This window comes from Streptomyces sp. NPDC002092 (assembly GCF_053593775.1).
Genome location: NZ_JBSFDG010000020.1, coordinates 121,530 through 139,003, shown reverse-complemented (window position 1 = coordinate 139,003; position 17,474 = coordinate 121,530). Strand labels below are relative to the sequence as shown.

The following is a 17,474-nucleotide window of genomic DNA, read 5'->3' as shown; positions in this document are numbered from 1 at the left end:
ACGCTCCAGCACCTCGTGGATCAGCTTCGTGATGCCGTGGCCGGTCTCCTGGCTGACGGGTCCTACGTCCGCCGCCCGCCTTCCCAACCGCCTTGCGGCGGCCAGTGGCTGTCCCCTGCGGGACGTGGGCGACGAACTCCCCGATCACAGTGGCGAGGGCCGCTCCGGACTGAGCCCCTGAAGGCTGTCACCGGCTTCCCGAACACCACGGCCCGCTCACCCTAGAAGGCCGCAGGCAGTGGCTGCAAGGCTGCACAGCTGAACAGGTATGGAGATCGGCAGCTGTTCGCTGCGATGATGGACCCATGCATCTCGTCCCCGCGGAACACGCCGGGCGGCGCACCATTGACGGCCATCGGGTCTGCGATGCCATCGCCGCCGTCGGCGACCCCGAGCGCGTGCGCGCCTGGGCCGATCGCTTCTCGCTGCTCTCCGATCCCGGACGCCTGTCCTTGCTGTTCGCCCTCCAGGAGGCCGGCCCCATCGCCGTCTCCGACCTCGCCGTCGCCAGCGGCATGCGGGACACGGCCGTCTCCCAGGCTCTGCGTCTCCTGCGGACCGCGGGCATCGTCGAGGGCGAGAAGGACGGCCGGATCGTGCGCTACCGACTCGTCGAGGGCCCGATCTCCGCGCTGCTGAAACACTGCACGCCGGAATCGACAGGGGAAGGCGGCTCGGGCTGACGGTATGTGCGGCTGCTCACGCACCGGCCCGAAAACGCCACAGCGCCCGGCCCGACCGAAGCCGACTCAGGCGCTGCGTAGCAGGTCGGAGGGCATATCCCCCGCCTACCACCGGTAGGCCCTGTGGGACTCGAACCCACAACCAATGGCTTAAGAGTCCTGATGGGATCTTGCTTCGTCCGCACCGTGATGGTCTCTGCTGGATCATCCGCTCACGCATCGCTCACGCATCCCGACTCGTTCAATGTGAGGGGCCTGCGCACCGGACGACGCGTGGAGGCCCCCTTTCGCGCCGACTCAGAAGCTCGTCAGCGTCCCCGGCAGGTTGAACGTCTGGTACGTCCCCTTGTCCAGGTCCACCAAGGTCGCGGTGCTGTCCGAGAACATCACCCAGCCATCCCGCGTGTGCCGCAGCAGAGACGAGCTGTCCATGCCCTTGACTGTCACGCGCCGCAGTTCACGCCCGCTCCTCCGGTCCAGCTCGATGAGATCGCTGTCCTCACCGGAGCTCACCGCGACCACGACGGTGTTCTTCGACGCCTGCACGGCATCGACCCTTCCGCCGACTGCGCTCACCACCGTTGCCTCGTCAGCGTTCTTCAGGGTCACTTTCACCGTGGTTCCCTGGCTGTTCCGGGTAGGGGTACCGGCCAGGACCGGCGTGCCTGCCGGACATGCCAGTTGCTGCACCTGCACACCCCCGGCCCCCCCGACCTGCCTGGTCCTGCCGGTGGTGAGGTCGAGCACACTCGCCTTCACGTCGGATCCCTGTCCGGTAGCCAGGCACACCGTGTCACTGGACGGATCGGACGCCGCCAGCGTGACCGGTCCCGGAACCTGCACGTCCCGGACCTTCCTCCACGTCTTCGCATTGCGTATCAGCACACTGGTGGTTTCGCTGTCCGCCGTGGCAGCACTCTGATCGCTTCCGGAGGAGTCATGAACGGCCGCGACCAGGTTCTTGCCCGGCACGAGTTCACGTAGCCGCTCCGTATCGTCTTTCTCCTCCAGGGCGTGCCGGGCGGTGTTCAGCGCGAAAAGGCGGTCCGGGCGCTCCCCTTTGCGGGGCGTTGACAGCCACCACGTCCCATCGGCCGACTGCACGAGCTGAGGAGCCAGCACGTCATCGTCGCCGTCCTTCTGCGGCACAACAGCCAGCGCCTGCGCGTGGTGGGCTTCGGGGTTGATGCCGACCACCACTGTGTGCCCGGACACGCTCGCAGTCACAAAGGTCTGCGATCCCTTCCAGTCCGTTCCCAATTCCACATCGTCGGAACCGGAACAGGAAGCCAACAGGGCAGCGGACACCACGAGCGCGGCGTACGACGTCTTGCGCCGCATAACAGGAATCACCAGTCCTTCATGGCTTCGGTGGGGGACATGCGCGCGGCACGGCGCGCCGGGAGCACGGCTCCGGCGGCTACGACGACAACGGTCGCAACCGACAGGGAGATCAGCATCGGTATCCCCGGAAGCGGCACCGTGTCGCGCACATACGGGGCGATGTCGCCGATACGCCGAAGACCGGCAGCAGCCGCACTGGACGCGCCCACCGCGAGCACTACGCCGGCCGCAGCCGCCACCACCCCGGCGATCGCCATCTCCGCCACGAGCATCCCCGTCACCGCGCGGCTACGGAAACCGACTGCCTTGAGGATGCCCACTTCCTGGGCCCGCTGCCGCCCCAGCGCACCTGTCACCGTGACCGCCCCGACGAAGGCAAGCACACCCAGGACGCCGAGCAGCACGTTCCCCGTCAGCCTGACCAGCTGCAGCACTCCGGGAAGAGCCTGAAGCCGCTGCTGCAAGGAGTTGGCCGGGTAGTTCATCCTCTGCACGGCCTTGAGCACACCCGGTACATGGGCGGCGCTGTCAGCCACCACTGTCAGCTGATCCCATCCCGACGTGCGCAGATAGTCGTCGGTCGTCTTGCCGGCCGCAGCTGCCGCCCACTTCACCACCGTCGCATCGTCCGCGTACGCCGTGTCCGGGCCGTCGAACTGCCAGCTGGGGTCATACAGACCCACCACCTTCACCCGGTCGCTCACCGTGTCCCCCACGCCGGGCCGCACATATCGGTGCGCGTCCACCGTCACCGTCCTGCCCACCATCGAAGACAGGTCCACCCCGTGCGTGGAGGCGGGAAAGACCACCTCTCCAGGGCGCAGCGGGAACAGCTGCTTGCGTACGGACTTGACCACGGGGGGCGCCAGCGCCTTGCGGTAGGTCGTCGCATACAGCAGGTCGGCGCCCTCGGGGTTGTCCCGTACCGGCATGGACACCTGAAGCCTGTGCTGGACCGACTCCACGTGAGCGATCTTCGCCAGGCGCTTCTCCGTCGCGTCCGTCAGCTGAGCAGTGTCAGGACGCCCCTCCGGGGAGTCGACCGTGACCGACCGATTCGCGGTCGACTCCCCGACCTGGCTGGTCGTCGTCCCCTGCGCGTTCGAGGCGATCCCGATCGCGCTCAGGCACACAGCGCCGGCGACCGCGACCATCGTCACCAGCCCCAGCAGCCGCCTGCGCAGCGCTTGCACGTTCCACCACGCCACCTGAAGCAGATTCACAGCTCACCCTCCCGCGAGCCCCGGGTGGCTGCCCAGGAGCGGCCGTTCGTCTCGTCCTGTGCCGAAAGACCGGCGCTCCGGCCCAGCCGGTGAACGATGTCGGCCGCATCCGCAACCGCCTGGTTGTGCGTGACGACCAGCACCCCCCGCCCATCGTCCGCCAACTCCCGGAACAGGCCCAGCAACAGGGCCTCGCTCTCGGTGTCCAGGTTTCCGGTGGGTTCGTCGGCCAGCAGGAGTGGCGGATCGTTCACCAGCGCTCGGGCCAGCGCCACGCGCTGTTGTTCGCCGCCGGACAGCTCGCTGGGCCGGTGCTCACACCGGTCCCCCAGCCCCACGCGCTCCAGCAGACTGCGCGCCCGGGCCTCTGCTTCCCGGCGCCTGCCGGTGTACGGAAGCAGGACATTCCTCAGGGCGCTGTGCTGCGGCAGCAGGTTGTAGGACTGGAAGACGAATCCCAGACGCCGGCGCCGCAGGTCCGCGAGTGCGCTGTCCGACAGACCATGGGTGTCGCGGCCCTCCAGCTCCACCCGGCCTGTATCGGGTTTCGTCAGCAGCCCGAGAATGTGCATGAGGGTGGATTTACCCGATCCGGAGTGCCCGACGAGGGCGGTGACGCATCCCGGCGCGACAGCTAGATCGATGTCTTTGAGGACGTCGACCCGCTGGCCGCGCAATATATAGGATTTACCTATCCCACTCGCTGTCAGCAGTGTGCTCACGGGGGGTTCTGCTCACTTTCTGTCTCAGGAGCCCTGCGAGGGCAGAGTTCCCAGCTTCTGATCCAGTGCCTTGTCCAGCTCCCACACCGCCCATGTCGTCTTGAGGTCGCAGCCCGGCTCGTCATCGGGGCGGTACAGGCCGGGAAGCCCCGGACAGCCCCGGTGCGCCCTGAACTGACTGGCAAGGTGACTCACCGTGGACTCGTCGGCATGGCCGCCGAGCAGCAGGTAGGCGCGGACGATCAGCGCACGGTCATAGACGCTTGCGCGGGGCCCTGGGTCGGCTGCCCATCGCTTGAGCACGTCCGCGGTCAGCCATCCAGGTGTCCGGTCCTCCTGGCCGGTCTGGTGCAGGCCGACCACCAGCGTGGCAGCGGCCTGCGCGCCTTCGAGATCGTCAACACTCCAGCGCGTGACGGAGGGAACCGGTATCGGTACGCCGGACTCCGCGCAGTCCCATGCCGCACGCTGCCAGACCAACACGTTGTCTGCGGTGATCGTGGTCGGCACAGTCGACGGATCCTGGCACAGTGCCGCCTCCTGACGGGAAAGCGGCTCCCCGCCGGCGCTGTGCTTGAGCGCGGCCAGGTTCAGCCGCGCAGCGCCGTCGCGGGGCGCGTCCTGCGAGTTGGCCTGCTCCTCGACCGCAGCCAGGAGACGTTTGTCCCGCACAGGCCATCCAGCCACACTCCGCAGTTGCTGCACGAACAGCGACGCGTCAGGCGTGCCCAGGTAGGAGGACGGGTCACGCACCGTTCCGTCCTGCATGCGCTGCTGCTCGAGACGGCGTGTGACCGCCGAGAACTCGCCCTTGGAGCTGCCGGTGGCGCGCAGGATGTGCACCAGGCTGTAGAGCTGGTCGTAGTCGAGGCTTCCGACGTTGTGGGACAGCGCCTGCTGCCATGTCTTCCGGTCCACATGCGGCTCTTTGCCGGCCGACTCCTGGAGCAGTACGTAGTTGTATGTGTCCTCCAGCAGGCTGGAGCGTTCCTTCTCCGGCCGCTCGGTGAACCGGCTCGTGCCCGGAGCCGCCACCGACGTCAGGGAGCGCGGGACGGACCTGCCGAGCAGGTGCAGAGAGCGTGCCAGGACCGCGGCCTCATCCAGTTGCGGCGTGCCCTCCGCCAACCGGCCCAGCCAGTTGGCGGTGGTCGACCTGTCGGCGGCGGGAAGCTTTCCGAGAGTTCCAGTGGCCGCCTCCACCTCCAGCGCCGCCCAAGTGGCACCCAGACGTCCTTCGTCGCTCTTCTCTCCGAGCGCGGGATCTTCGTACCATCCCCCACCGGTTCGCAGATTCTCCACGTCGTGGGTGTCGCCGCGCCCCAGCACCGCCGACACCCCGGCCTCGCGCAGGGGGACAAGCCAGTACCTCCCCCACAGCGCGGACGTTTTGAGCGCATCGGAGCGCAGTGCTGCGGCCGTCGTAGCTCCCACTGTGACCTTCGGCTTCGCGCCGGTCTCCGCCAGGATGCGCAGCGCGTAGGACTGAGCTTCGGCGCTGCCGCGCTCTTCCCTCAGGAAGGGGTGGTAGTACAGGCCGTTGACTTGGCTGACGAGGCTCTGGAAGTAGGCCGGTTCCCTGCTTTCATGGTGGCTACCCTGCGAGGTGCAGGACACGGCCGGCATCAAGACGCAGGCCGCAGCAGCCGCCCACGCCGCTTTCCTCGCGACTCTCCTGGCGTGAGACATACTCGTTCTCCCCCGTAAGAGAACTCTGCCCCCGCCGAGGGGCGGGGGCAGAGACGTTCAGGTGGTGCGCAGCGTCAAGAGCGGATCAGGCCGCGCCGGCAGTGACGCACTTCTCCGTGAACTTGATGCTGCTGGTGATCTGGGCCGAGCCGCAGGACTTCGTCGACACGTACACGGTGAGCGAGCTGGGCTTCATCTGACCGTAGGTGTCCGAGATCCACTTGTGCCCGCCGTAGTTCTTCCAGCGGACCTCGCCCTGCGACTTGCTGGTCATCTTCAGCGTCGCCTCAGGGTTCTTCGAGATCGTGAGGGAGACGCTGATGCCGTGAGCGGTCAGGATGGCCCGGTTCTGCACCCACTGGGCACTGTCGTGGGCCGTGCCCTTGTACACCTTGGTCGATGCCTTCCAGTCACAGGTGCTCACGTACGAGCCACAGTGCCAGGCATTCACCTGCATTTTGTGGCCCGGGATGCCCCAGGTGCCCGAGGACGACGTGGCGTGCGCGGGCGCGGCTGCGAACAGCAGCGCGCCAGCGGCCACCGCAGCGGCACCGCCAGAGGCCAGGCGTGAGAGAGTACGCATGATTTCTCCCCGTAGAAGTGGAAATGCTTCCTTGACCGTGCGCCCAGCACCACAGACGGCACCCGCACGCACGTTCCACTGATTTCTACGTTCTGGCCACGCCGGCGACCATCGCACCTTTGGGCATCCTGCCCTCCAGGGCTAACAGGAGTCCGGGCCGCAACGGCTCAGCCCTGCTTCGCGCACGCCTTCTGCTTCGTCAGCCCCGTCACGATCCCGGACACTTCACCGATCACGGCGTTCTTGTCCTTGATCCGCTCCGACATCGTGACTTCGGCCGCAGGGCTACGCCCGTACGACAGAACCGTCTTCACCCCGTCGTGGGTCTTCTTCTCGTTCACGACCCAGTCAACCCCCTTCACCGACGTGCATGGAGCCGACTCAGGAACGTCCGAGATGTTCCCGCACCGAAGAATGACATCACCGTCTCCCCACACGGCAGTTCCCTTCTGGTCGGAATCGTTCCGCTCATGGCCCGCCAGCTTCTGCGGCGCCTTGCTCACCAGACTGGAGCACGCGACACTGGCACCCCCCGGAGCTCCCGACACGTTGTAGGAGCGCGAGGAGGTCCCGCACGCTGCAAGAGCGGCAGCACACACAGCGATCACAGCAACCTGTGACAGACGCCGGCCAGAGGTCATCTCCATGAGTAATCCCTTGTCTAGATAACGTAGTTATGGGCGCTCTTCGGCGAGGGCCACACGGTAGGAGGCGGTACTCGGCGCTCTCGTACGGAACGTCGGCCATTCCGGTGACCGGGGTCAGTCCTCGCGGACGCTGAGCAGGTCACCGGGCTGGCAGTTCAATTCGCGGCAGATCGCTGTGAGGGTGGAGAAGCGGATCGCCTTCGCCCGGTCGTTCTTCAGGACGGAGAGGTTGACCACCGTCACCCCGACCCTGGCCGCGAGTTCGGACAAGGTCATGCCGCGCTCGGCCAGCAGTCGGTCCAGGTGGACCTGAACCCGGTGTTCCTCCTCTGACGGCATCAGACCAACCCCTCGGTATCAGCGCGGAGCTTCGTGCCGCGCCGAAACACCTCGCCCAGGGCCAGGATGAGGAAGGCGAGCAGGACGTACTCGCCGGTGAACGTGATCGAGGAGGGGATCTGATCAGCCATGGAGGTGCCGCTCACCAGAGCCGCCGTGGTGAGCGCCGGCAGCACCGGGGAGAGGACCGCCTGCACCAGCACCGTGAGCCCTATGGCGCTCAGACGGCGGGCGTTGCTCGGCACGAAGACGTCGCCGCCACGCAGGGTCCTGGCCATCTGAAGGAGGAGGGCCAGGACGAGGAGCAGGAGCAGGCTGCCAATGACGTCCGGCAGCGCGAGCAGCAGGCGCTGACTCAGGTCGGGGTGGGCGAAGACGAGGTTGGCCTGGTGGGTGCCGGTGAGGGTCAAGCCATGGCCCGCCACCACGTCAGTCACGGTGCCCGGCACCCGGGTCGTGGTCTCGACCTTGACCTCGCGGGTGTCCATCGGGTCGATGAGGCCGACCACCCCGAGGACCGGGAGCAGCACCCCGAAGACGCTGGCAAGCAGAGCAGCCAGGCCCAGAGCCGCCTCCAGCAGCCGATTGTCGCTCCGGCTCCACCAGGACTTCGTACCCACGGTTCCCCCTGTCGCTCGCAGCGTCCATATCGCTTATCGATAGTATCGATAAGCGATATGGACGCTGTCAAGCTCAGGTCCCGGCGGCGGTGCACGCAGGTCTCGCGAGAAGGGCGCCGACGGCGGTCGCCGAGGTCATCCGCCGGGCGGCCCGGAACCTCGGCATGCATCCCGCGGCCCTGCATGGGTGAATCCACCAGAACAAGGCGATCGCGACGACCGCCTTATCGCCACATGCGACTCACTCGTGACCTCCGGGCAAGAAGAGCGCCCAGACCGCGCGACCGAACAAGACCCTCAGAGCCGGCCGGTGAGGCGGCCGTGAAAGGCGTAAGCGAAGAGGGCTGCTTCAGTGCGGCTGGTCACTTTGATCTTGGCCATGAGGTTGGTCAGGTGTGCTTTGACGGTGCGTTCAGCTATGCCGAGTCGGCGGCTGATTTCACGATTGTCGGCGGCGCGGCTGAGCAGGATGAGGACTTGGTGTTCTCGGGGGGTGAGAGAGGGGATGGCGTGGGGGTCTCCTGGGGTGGGCGGAGTGGCTGGCGTGAAGCTGAAGCCCCCTAGCGGCCGCGCCCTCTGATCGTCCGTCGTGAGGTAAGTCAAAGCAGTGGTCTCCCCGTTCGTCCATGTCTGACCGCTTTAGCCGAATATCCCCTTGCTCTCGTTGCACTGCTTGCCTTCCGAGGATTCGGCGCCGGGCGGCAGTTGTGGCGACACCGCGGTCAGATCGGTTGATGGTGTCGCACATTTACGCTCCCCGCATGGCGCGTCTCCATGTCGATATGGCCGGTAAGGCCGTACGGACGGCAGTGGGTGAGGTCAGCCACCCACGCTCGGAGGGGCGCCATCGTGACGCACGGTAAGTAAATGATCTATAAGAGCTCAAGTAAAGGGAGTTGAGGCAGTCTTGAGGTTGCCTCACAGGTTGACGCCCTCCCAGACGATGCCCGATGGCCCCAAACCGCAGAGGCGCGGTCATGTCCCGCTGAGCGGTGTAGTCACGGCAGCTGTTTCGGTTCCGGTTGCGGTGTGATCTGCGGTTCGGGTTCGGTTGGCTTGGTGGTGAAGAGTTCGGCCAAGACGGAGGCGGCGAGTCGGTCCAGGGCGGCAGGGTTGGGGAAGACCTGGCCGACGTCGGCCCGCCGTGTGATCTCCCGGTTCAGCCGCTCCAGCGGATTGGTCGACCAGATCTTCTTCCAGTGCGCCGGCGGCAAGTCCGCGAACGCCGTGATGTCTGTGGCAGCGTCCAGCAGCATCTTCTTGACCTGCGGGAACTGCCGTCCAAGCATGTCGGCGACCACGTCTAGTTGGGTGCGCACGGCCTCGCCGGTGGTCTGCGCGAAGACGGTCCGGATAGTCGCCGTGACCATCTCTCCCGAACCCTTTCGATCACCGCGAAGACGTCTCGCACGAAGTGAACCCGGCAGCGCTGCCAGGCCGAGCCGAGGAAGACCGTGCGGATCGCTGCCACCAGCCCGCTGTGGCTGTCGGAGATGACCAACTGAACGTTCTCCAGGCCGCGGGCCCGCAGACTGCCGCAGGAACTTCGTCCAGAACTTCTTCGACTCACTGTCGCCGACCATCAAACCGAGGATTTCACGGTGCCCGGTGACGGAGATTCCGGTCGCGATGACCACCGCCTGCGAGGCGATCCGGTGGTTCACCCTCGCTTTGCAGTAGGTGGCGTCCAGGAAGACACAGGGGAAGACGGTGTGATCCAGCGGCCGTTCCTTGAACGCGGTCAGTTCCTCGTCCAGCTCGCCGCAGATCCTGGAGACCTCGGACTTGGAGATCCCGGAGTCCGTGCCGAGCGCTTTGACCAGGTCGTCCACGCTCCGAGTGGACACGCCGTGCACGTATGCCTCCATCACCACGGCGAGCAGGGCCCGGTCGATGCGCCGGCGCCGCTCCAGCAAGGAAGGGAAGAACGACCCGGTCCGCACCCGAACTGCGCGAGCACAAAGCCCGCCAGGAGAAGGAGCGCGCCAAGTGGGGCACCGCCTGGCAGGACACCGGCAAGGTCTTCACGAAGGAAGACGGCTCGTGGCTGCACCCGGAGACCGTTTCCGAGACCTTCCGCCGCATCCTCGCCACGACGGACCTGCCGCCCATCACCCTGCTGGACCTACGCCACGTCGCCGCAACGCTCACGCACGGAGGCGGCGGCGACATCCACACGGTGAAGGAGACCCTCCGGCACTCCACCATCACGCTGACCTCGGACACGTACACGAGTCTGCTCCCCGAGCTGGACCGTGAAATCGCCGAGAAGGCAGCGAAGCTGATCCCCAGGTCGCGTCCGGCAGCTGCTGATTCGTCCGCCCAAGCGGCACCCGATCCGCAGGCCACGAGCGCATCCGCTCACGCATCGCTCACGCAGTGGCTCGAAAACGAAGCAGCGCCCGACCCGACCGAAGCCGACTCAGGCGCTGCGTAGCAGGTCGGAGGGCATATCCCCCGCCTACCACCGGTAGGCCCTGTGGGACTCGAACCCACAACCAATGGATTAAAAGTCCACTGCTCTGCCAATTGAGCTAAGGGCCCCTGGCGATGTTGCCTCCACGAGCATAGCCGGACACGGCCGCGTCTCCGATCGGGTATCGGGGACACGGCCGTGCCGGAGGTGAAGATCCAGCCGGAGTGTCAGGGATCCACCTTTTCGGGGGCGCCCGCGGAAGCGTCCCCGGAGGCCGCCGCGCGGGACGCCTCCCGGGCGAGCGTGCGTTCGTGGCCCGGGTTGAGGAACCAGTGCCTGGCCGACGCGCCCCACCACGCCGCCGCGAAGCCGAGGACGACCAGGACGGCGACCGGGGCGTAGTTGAAGCTCTCCCAGGTGACCGGCGAGACCTGGGGCAGCATGAAGAGGACCGTGATCACGCCCACCCACACCACCGAGACGATGCCGATCGGGCGTGACCAGCGGCCCAGGTGCCACGGCCCCCGCACGAAGTCGTCACCCTTGCGTACCCGCAGCAGCGTCGGGATGACGTACGCGATGTACAGGCCGATGACGGCGATCGACGTCACCGCCGCGTACGCCGTCACATTGATCAGATACGGCAGCCCCAGCACCAGCGCCCCGGCCGCCGCGAGCCATACGGCGGCCACCGGTGTCCGGGTCCGCGGGCTCACCGTGTGCCACACGTGCGAGAAGGGCAGCGCGCCGTCGCGTGAAAAGGCGTAGATCATGCGGCTGTTGGCCGTGACCGAGGCCATCCCGCAGAACAGCTGGGCGCCGATGACGACCAGGAGCAGCAGTTTGCCCGCCGTGGCGCCCAGCGCGTCCAGCAGGATCTGGGCCGGCGGCGCCCCCGTGGGCGAGGCGAGCTCCTTGTCGTAGGACTGGATGGCGAACGTGAAGCCGAGCAGCAGCACGAAGCCCGCTATCCACGAGGTCCAGATGGACTGGACGATGCCCTTCGGGCCGGCCGTCGACGCGTCGTGCGTCTCCTCCGTCATGTGGGCGGAGGCGTCGTAGCCGGTGAAGGTGTACTGCGCCATCAGCAGTCCGAGGAGCACCACGTACACGCCGCTGCCCCAGCCCGTGTTGTTCACGAACTTGGTGAACACGAAGGAAGCGGACTGGTGGTGGTCCGGTACGAAGGCCAGCGCGCCGACGATGACGCCGACGCCGAGCACGTGCCACCACACGCTGATGTCGTTGAGAAGCGCGACGATCTTCACGCCGAAGGTGTTCAGAAGGCCGTGCAGCAGCAGGATCGCCGCGAAGAGCAGGACCGTACGCCCCGGTGTGACCTTGAAGTCGAACTGCAGGTTCAGGTACGCCCCCAGGAAGGACGCGGCGCCGAAGTCGATGCCCGCCGTCACCGCCACCTGGCCCAGCACGTTGAACCAGCCCGTGAACCACGCCCAGGCGGCGGCCGTACGCGGGGGCGCCAGCCGGTGGGCCCAGAAGTACAGGCCCGCGGAGGTCGGATAGGCGGAACAGATCTCGGCCATCGACAGGCCGACGAACAGTGTCATCAGGCCTACGGCGACCCAGCCCCAGGTGATCACCGACGGGCCGCCCGTGTTCATGCCGAACAGATAGAGGGTGAGGCAGCCGGAGAGGACCGAGATGATCGTGAAGGAGACCGCGTAGTTGGAGAACGCCGACATGCGGCGGGCAAGGACCTGCGTGTAGCCGAGCTGGGCAAGCCGTTCTTCGTCGGACAACCCCGAGTCGGAGGGTCCCGACTTCCCGCTCGCTATGGCGTCATCTGTCATGCCCCCAGCGATTCCCTCGTCAGAGGCGTGACATGCATCACAGCATGGCCAAAAAATGCCCCTTCCGGCCTGCCCTGCGCGCCCGTTCCGTGCCCGCCCGCCGCAGGAACCATTGCCCCTGCCGCCGTTGTGCTGAAGGCGCCCCGCGCTGCCCCGTACGACCAGCTCGTTCTTCCCCTCACCGGCGCTCTCGCCGACGCCGACGACCCTCTCGTACGGCGTTCCCCGGCCGCCGGAGACCTTTGCGCGGACCTCCGGCGCCCGGGACATGTGACGTGACACACGAAGGGCCCGTACGACCGAAGTCGTACGGGCCCTCGCTCAGTTCACGCGGCGTCAGCCGTTGCGCTTCCAGCGCGGCTTGTCGTCGCGGCGGCCGAAGGAGGAGCCGCCGGTGCCGGTGCCGCGGTGGTCGTCACGGCGGCCGTAGGGGCGCTCGTGGCCGCCGGAGCGGAGGCCCGGGCGGTCGCCCTGGCGGTCGCGGTTGAACGGGCGGTCGCTGCCACGGTGACCGCCGCGCTCGTCCCGGCGCTCGAAGGAACGGCCGGCCGGACGGTCAGCCGGACGGTCGTCACGGCGGAACCCGCCGCGGTCGTTGTCCCGACGCTCGAAGCCACGGCCACCACGGTCGTCACGGCGCTCGAAGGAACGACCACCCCGGTCGTCACGACGGTCGTCACGGCGGAACCCGCCGCGGTCGTTGTCCCGACGCTCGAAACCACGGTCGCGGTCGCGGTTGAACCCGCCCCGGTCGTTGTCACGGCGCTCGAAGGAACGACCACCCCGGTCGTCACGACGGTCGTCGCGACGGAACCCGCCGCGGTCGTTGTCCCGACGCTCGAAACCACGGTCGCGGTCGCGGTTGAACCCGCCCCGGTCGTTGTCACGGCGCTCGAAGGAACGGCCACCCCGGTCGTCACGACGGTCGTCACGGCGGAAGCCGCCACGGTCGTTGTCCCGACGCTCACGACGCTCGTACGACGACGGCGCCTGGGCCCGGTCCACGTCCTGCGCGGCGGGCTGCTCGGGCACCGCCACCTCGGCCGCCTCGACGGCCTCGGCGACCACGGCCTGCGCTTCGGCGACCGCGGTCTCGGGGTCCTCGCCGCGCTCGCGGGCGACCCGGGCGACCAGGCGGTCGGCCTCCTCGCGCAGCTCGGTCGCGCGCCGCTGCGCCCGCTCCAGCTGCTTGGTGAGGTGCGCGACCTCGCGCTCGGCCTGCTGCGCCGCGTTGCCCGCGGACTCGGCCTGGACCTCGGTCATCGAACGGGCGCCGGTGATCTCGGCGACCTCGGGCTCGAAGGCCGTACCGGAGTTGATGATGTGACGCCCGGCGTCCACGCCCGCGTCCTCCATCAGCCGGAAGATCTGGCGGCGCTGGTGCGGCAGGGACAGGGAGACGACCGTGCCGGTGCGGCCCGCGCGGGCGGTACGGCCGGCGCGGTGCAGGTAGTCCTTGTGGTCACCGGCCGGGTCGACGTTCAGCACGAGGTCGATGCCGTCGACGTGGATGCCGCGGGCGGCGACGTCGGTGGCGACGAGCGCGTTGACGTAACCGTCCTTGAAGTCGGCCAGCGTGCGCGTCCGCGCGCCCTGCGTCATGCCGCCGTGCAGGGCGTCGGCCTTCACACCGGCCTCGCGCAGCTGCTCGGCGATGCGGTCGGCGCCCAGCTGGGTGCGGACGAAGATGATCGTGCGGCCCTTGCGGGAGGCGATCGCGGCGGTGACCGGCGCCTTGTCCTTGGGCTTCACGATCAGGATGTGGTGCGACATGGTCGTGACGTTGCCCTGGGCGCTGTCGACCTCGTGCGTGACCGGGTTGCTCAGGTAGCGCTTGACCAGCGTGGAGATCTCGTTCTCCATCGTGGCCGAGAACAGCATCCGCTGACCGCCCGCCGGGACCTGGTCCAGCAGCTCGGTGACCTCGGGCAGGAAGCCCAGGTCGGACATCTGGTCGGCCTCGTCGAGGACGGCCACCTCGACGTTCTCCAGGGAGCAGGCGCCGCGGTTGATGATGTCGCGCAGTCGGCCCGGGGTGGCGACGAGGATGTCGACGCCGCGCTCCAGGGCGTAGATCTGGTTGCCCATCGACGTACCGCCGCAGACGACCTTCATCTTCAGGCCCACGACGTCGCCGTACGGCTGGAGGGCGTCCGCGACCTGCATCGCGAGCTCACGGGTCGGGGTGAGGATGACGGCGCGCGGCTTGTGCTTCTCGGTGCGGCTGCCGGCCAGACGCGCCAGGACCGGCAGACCGAAGGAGAGGGTCTTGCCGGAGCCGGTGCGGCCACGGCCGAGGATGTCCTTGCCGGCCAGGGCGTCCGGGATGGTCGCGGCCTGGATCGGGAAGGGGGTGGTCACGCCGTTCTGGGCGAGCTTGCGCACCACGCCCTCGGGGAGACCGAGGTCCGCGAAGGTGACTTCGGGAGTGGCCTCGGTGACGTCCTCGGTGCCCTCGTTCTCGGGCACGACGACGTGATCAGTACTGGAAATGGACATGCGTAAGCGAAACCTTCCGGAGTCTCGTCGGCACGCGCCCGTCAACTCCGTGAATTCGCATTACGACCGCCTCTATGCGGTCAGCCACGGCAAGGGAGAGAACGCGCCACGCGGCGCTCTCTGCAATGGCGCCGGGCAATGGGATCAAACGATCTACCACCATACGCACCCTGCACCCCCCGAGGCAAACCGAGCCTCCGAGACGCTCGTCACGTCCCTAGGCCGGCGAGCCCGCCGTCGGCGCCGGCTCCCGCTCGGTCATCTGCGGCGACTCCTCGTGCGCCGAGGACGACGGCTCGGCGACCGTCGGCTCCGGCGAGGCGGGGGTCGGCTGCTCGGTCGGCGTCGGCTGCGGCTCGGCCGTGTGCGTCGGGGTCGGCGACGCGGCGGTCGGCGCGGGCACCCCGGGCTTCTCGCTCTTCCCGTTCCCGGGCCTGCCCGCCGGAGGGGCGGACCGGCCGTCCCCCGCGGACGGCGAGGCCGAGGGGGACGCCGACTCCCCGTCCTTCCCCTTCTCCCCCTTGCCGCCCTTGTGCTTGCCGTCGACCGCGCCGGCCCCGAACCCCCTGCCGGACACGCCCGACCCGCCGTCGGGCGCCTCACCGCCCCGCTGCCTCGCGGAGTGCGACGGCTTCGCGCCGCCGCCCCCGTCCTCGCCCACGCTCATGCAGCCGGCGGCAGCGGCGACGGCCATGACCGTGGCGGCCAGACGGACGGGTACGTACAAGCGGCGCACGGAAAGCCACCTCCGAGGCGGGGGAAGGAGTCAACCTGCCCAACTCCCGCCGCCCACAAGAGGACACGCGCCCCGCTCATCCGTATCCCAGGGCGTGCAGCCGCGCGTCGTCGATCCCGAAGTGGTGCGCGATCTCGTGCACGACGGTCACCTCGGTCTCCGCGACGACGTCCTCCCGCGACCGGCACATCCTGAGCGTCGGGCCCCGGTAGATGGTGATGCGGTCCGGCAGCACCCCGGCGTACCACTCACCCCGGTCCGTCAGCGGAGTCCCCTCGTAGAGCCCGAGCAGCTCGGGATCGTCCGCCGGCGGCTCGTCCTCGACGAACACCGCGACGTTGTCCATCAGTCGCGTCAGCTCCGGCGGGATCCGGTCGAGCGCCTCGGCGACCAGTTCCTCGAACTCCTCGCGCGTCATCTCCAGCACATGCCCATTGTCGGCCACGGCCCGTCCGTACGAGAGTCATGGACCCACTCGCATATCCACGGCCGCACTTGGGCATACGGGACCAATGGCCCGCGTCCCCGCCATCGCCGCCACCGTCCTGAACCGGGTACGCAAGTCCCCGCGCACCCTCGCCCGCCACTACCGCGCCCGCCGTCCCCACCCGACCCTCGAGCTGGTCCGGCAGCCCCACCCCTGGCCCCGCGCCCTGGGCCTGGCCGCCGTCGTCCTGCTCGGCGCCTGGCTGGGGCTGCTGATCGTCGGGAACGTACGGGTCCCGGTCGGCCCGATGGACACGACGATGACCCTGCGGCCGTCCCTCAGCGGCGGCACGAAGATCAACGTCTCGCCGCTCGGCGCCCTGCAGCTGAACAGCCACCATGCGCCGCTCCGCCTGGACGTGAACGTCGACCAGCTCGACCCGGTCCGCGCCCAGGCCCTGGTGGACCATCCCGAACGCCTCGCCGGCCTCCAGGACGAGGTCGCCCACGACGTCGAGCACGGCACCCTCGACGTGGCCCTGCGCTCCTGCGTCGCCGTCGTGTCCGGAGCCACGGCCCTGGGCCTCGCGGTCTACCGCCGCCCCCGCCGCGCCCTCGCCGCCGGCGGCACGGCCCTGGCCCTCCTCATGGCCTGCGGAGCCTCGGTGTACGCGACCTGGAACCCCGAGTCCGTCCTCGAACCGAAGTACTCGGGCCTGCTCTCCTCCGCGCCCTCGCTGGTCGGCAACGCCCGCAACATCGTCACCGAATTCAACGTCTACCAGAAGGAGTTGGCCCGTCTGGTGACCAACGTGACGAAGCTCTACGACGTCACGTCCACGCTCCCCGCCTACCAGCCGGACCCGTCCACCATCCGTGTCCTGCACGTCTCGGACATCCATCTCAACCCCGCGAGCTGGAAGATCATCGCGTCGCTGGTGGACCAGTACAAGGTGGACGTGATCGTCGACACCGGCGACACGATGGACCACGGCTCGGCGGCGGAGAACGGCTTCCTCGACCCGATCGCGGACCTGGGAGCGCCGTACGTCTGGGTCCGCGGCAACCACGACTCGGACATCACGCAGCGCTATCTGCAGCGCATGAAGAACGTCCACGTGCTGGACGGCGGCCGGGCGGAGACGATCGGGGGCCTGCGTTTCGCGGGCATCGGCGACCCGCAGTTCACCCCCGACCGCACGAAGGTCCTGGGAGCCGCCCAGTCGGAGGAACTGGCCGGCGCCCGCCTGGCCGCGGCCCTGAACGACCAGAAGAACGCGGGCACCCCGGTCGACGTGGCCATGGCCCACGAGCCCTCGGCGGCCCGCGGAGTGGACGGCGAGGTGCCGCTGGTCCTGTGCGGGCACCTCCACCACGAGGGCGACGAGATCCTCCCGCGCGGCACCCGGCTGCACATGGAGGGCTCGACGGGCGGCAGCGGCCTGCGCGCTTTGGAGCACAGGTACCCGGCCCCCATCGAGGCCTCGATCCTCTACTTCGACCGCGACACCCGCCGCCTCCAGGCCTGGGACGCGATCAAACTGGGCGGCCTGGGCGAGACGACGGCGGAGGTCACCCGCCACCTCCCCAAGGAGAACCAACCAGGAGCCACTCCTTCCACTCCGGCCCCATCAGCACCTTCCAGCTCCACCCCGTAAACCGTTTTGGCGATACCTCCCGCCATCCCATATGCTTCTCACGTCCCCGACGCGCTGAGAAGCGCCCAGGCGGGCCGA

16 protein-coding genes, 1 tRNA gene, 1 pseudogene and 1 riboswitch are annotated in these 17,474 nt (G+C 68.4%); of the genes and pseudogenes, 3 read left to right on the top strand and 15 right to left on the bottom strand.

Features of this window, described 5'->3' with window-relative positions:
• Positions 1-21: 21 nt before the first annotated feature.
• Positions 22-225: riboswitch (cobalamin riboswitch) on the bottom strand.
• An 80-nt stretch (positions 226-305) separates the two neighbouring features.
• A complete protein-coding gene (locus ACWCRD_RS36925; RefSeq protein ID WP_450970070.1) occupies positions 306-683 on the top strand; it encodes an ArsR/SmtB family transcription factor in 378 nt (125 codons plus the stop codon).
• Between the two features lie 297 nt (positions 684-980).
• On the opposite strand, the gene ACWCRD_RS36920 is transcribed toward ACWCRD_RS36925, so the two are convergent.
• From ACWCRD_RS36920 to ACWCRD_RS36875, 10 genes are all read right to left on the bottom strand, one after another.
• Positions 981-2,024, bottom strand: coding sequence for a hypothetical protein (locus ACWCRD_RS36920; protein ID WP_450970069.1), 1,044 nt, complete (start codon positions 2,022-2,024; stop codon positions 981-983).
• Between the two features lie 8 nt (positions 2,025-2,032).
• Positions 2,033-3,250 (bottom strand): FtsX-like permease family protein, encoded by a 1,218-nt coding sequence (locus ACWCRD_RS36915; RefSeq protein ID WP_450970068.1) that lies wholly within the window; start codon positions 3,248-3,250, stop codon positions 2,033-2,035.
• Complete coding sequence (locus ACWCRD_RS36910) at positions 3,247-3,972, bottom strand: ABC transporter ATP-binding protein (protein WP_450970067.1); 726 nt, start codon at positions 3,970-3,972, stop codon at positions 3,247-3,249. Before ACWCRD_RS36910 ends, ACWCRD_RS36915 begins: the two co-directional genes overlap by 4 nt.
• 24 nt (positions 3,973-3,996) lie before the next feature.
• The gene (locus ACWCRD_RS36905; protein WP_450970066.1) at positions 3,997-5,598 is read right to left on the bottom strand and encodes a hypothetical protein; all 1,602 of its coding nucleotides are present in this window, start codon (positions 5,596-5,598) and stop codon (positions 3,997-3,999) included.
• Positions 5,599-5,746: 148 nt separating this feature from the next.
• The gene (locus ACWCRD_RS36900; protein ID WP_030938479.1) at positions 5,747-6,244 is read right to left on the bottom strand and encodes a hypothetical protein; all 498 of its coding nucleotides are present in this window, start codon (positions 6,242-6,244) and stop codon (positions 5,747-5,749) included.
• 167 nt (positions 6,245-6,411) lie between these two features.
• Positions 6,412-6,885: a DUF3515 family protein gene (locus ACWCRD_RS36895; protein ID WP_450970096.1), complete on the bottom strand. Its 474-nt coding sequence runs from the start codon at positions 6,883-6,885 to the stop codon at positions 6,412-6,414.
• A gap of 120 nt (positions 6,886-7,005) precedes the next feature.
• Positions 7,006-7,230 carry a helix-turn-helix domain-containing protein gene (locus tag ACWCRD_RS36890; RefSeq protein WP_030938482.1) on the bottom strand — a complete coding sequence of 75 codons (225 nt, stop codon included), beginning with the start codon at positions 7,228-7,230 and terminating at the stop codon, positions 7,006-7,008.
• Positions 7,230-7,850, bottom strand: a complete 621-nt coding sequence (locus ACWCRD_RS36885) for a DUF2975 domain-containing protein (protein WP_450970065.1) — start codon at positions 7,848-7,850, stop codon at positions 7,230-7,232. Before ACWCRD_RS36885 ends, ACWCRD_RS36890 begins: the two co-directional genes overlap by 1 nt.
• A gap of 297 nt (positions 7,851-8,147) precedes the next feature.
• A complete protein-coding gene (locus tag ACWCRD_RS36880) occupies positions 8,148-8,453 on the bottom strand; it encodes a helix-turn-helix domain-containing protein (protein ID WP_450970064.1) in 306 nt (101 codons plus the stop codon).
• 395 nt (positions 8,454-8,848) lie between these two features.
• The gene (locus ACWCRD_RS36875) at positions 8,849-9,793 is read right to left on the bottom strand and encodes a transposase (protein ID WP_450970063.1); all 945 of its coding nucleotides are present in this window, start codon (positions 9,791-9,793) and stop codon (positions 8,849-8,851) included.
• A 5-nt stretch (positions 9,794-9,798) separates the two neighbouring features.
• On the opposite strand from ACWCRD_RS36875, the pseudogene ACWCRD_RS36870 reads away from it, so the two are divergent.
• Positions 9,799-10,287: pseudogene (locus ACWCRD_RS36870) on the top strand (site-specific integrase); the annotation flags it as partial.
• A 34-nt stretch (positions 10,288-10,321) separates the two neighbouring features.
• Here ACWCRD_RS36870 and ACWCRD_RS36865 read toward each other — a convergent pair.
• The 5 genes from ACWCRD_RS36865 to ACWCRD_RS36845 all read right to left on the bottom strand — a co-directional run bounded on the left by ACWCRD_RS36865 (position 10,322) and on the right by ACWCRD_RS36845 (position 15,739).
• Positions 10,322-10,394: transfer RNA gene (locus ACWCRD_RS36865), tRNA-Lys, on the bottom strand.
• 99 nt (positions 10,395-10,493) lie between these two features.
• Positions 10,494-12,077, bottom strand: coding sequence for an amino acid permease (locus ACWCRD_RS36860; RefSeq protein ID WP_450970062.1), 1,584 nt, complete (start codon positions 12,075-12,077; stop codon positions 10,494-10,496).
• Positions 12,078-12,413: 336 nt separating this feature from the next.
• On the bottom strand, positions 12,414-14,576 hold the full coding sequence (locus ACWCRD_RS36855) for a DEAD/DEAH box helicase (protein WP_450970061.1): 2,163 nt from the start codon (positions 14,574-14,576) through the stop codon (positions 12,414-12,416).
• Between the two features lie 217 nt (positions 14,577-14,793).
• Complete coding sequence (locus ACWCRD_RS36850; protein ID WP_450970060.1) at positions 14,794-15,312, bottom strand: hypothetical protein; 519 nt, start codon at positions 15,310-15,312, stop codon at positions 14,794-14,796.
• A 76-nt stretch (positions 15,313-15,388) separates the two neighbouring features.
• Positions 15,389-15,739: a metallopeptidase family protein gene (locus tag ACWCRD_RS36845; RefSeq protein WP_450970095.1), complete on the bottom strand. Its 351-nt coding sequence runs from the start codon at positions 15,737-15,739 to the stop codon at positions 15,389-15,391.
• Between the two features lie 85 nt (positions 15,740-15,824).
• Here ACWCRD_RS36845 and ACWCRD_RS36840 point away from each other — a divergent pair, with 85 nt between their 5' ends.
• Positions 15,825-17,396 (top strand): metallophosphoesterase family protein, encoded by a 1,572-nt coding sequence (locus ACWCRD_RS36840; protein ID WP_450970059.1) that lies wholly within the window; start codon positions 15,825-15,827, stop codon positions 17,394-17,396.
• The last annotated feature ends 78 nt before the right edge of the window (positions 17,397-17,474 follow it).

What these genes read in the sequence shown, in the direction of transcription:
- ACWCRD_RS36925 (WP_450970070.1), top strand. Translation starts at nt 306, where the DNA reads ATGCATCTCGTCCCCGCGGAACACGCCGGGCGGCGCACCATTGACGGC.
- ACWCRD_RS36840 (WP_450970059.1), top strand. Translation starts at nt 15,825, where the DNA reads ATGGCCCGCGTCCCCGCCATCGCCGCCACCGTCCTGAACCGGGTACGC.
- ACWCRD_RS36920 (WP_450970069.1), bottom strand. Translation starts at nt 2,024, where the DNA reads ATGCGGCGCAAGACGTCGTACGCCGCGCTCGTGGTGTCCGCTGCCCTG.
- ACWCRD_RS36900 (WP_030938479.1), bottom strand. Translation starts at nt 6,244, where the DNA reads ATGCGTACTCTCTCACGCCTGGCCTCTGGCGGTGCCGCTGCGGTGGCC.
- ACWCRD_RS36890 (WP_030938482.1), bottom strand. Translation starts at nt 7,230, where the DNA reads ATGCCGTCAGAGGAGGAACACCGGGTTCAGGTCCACCTGGACCGACTG.
- ACWCRD_RS36860 (WP_450970062.1), bottom strand. Translation starts at nt 12,077, where the DNA reads ATGACAGATGACGCCATAGCGAGCGGGAAGTCGGGACCCTCCGACTCG.
- ACWCRD_RS36855 (WP_450970061.1), bottom strand. Translation starts at nt 14,576, where the DNA reads ATGTCCATTTCCAGTACTGATCACGTCGTCGTGCCCGAGAACGAGGGC.
- ACWCRD_RS36905 (WP_450970066.1), bottom strand. Translation starts at nt 5,598, where the DNA reads ATGCCGGCCGTGTCCTGCACCTCGCAGGGTAGCCACCATGAAAGCAGG.
- ACWCRD_RS36895 (WP_450970096.1), bottom strand. Translation starts at nt 6,885, where the DNA reads ATGACCTCTGGCCGGCGTCTGTCACAGGTTGCTGTGATCGCTGTGTGT.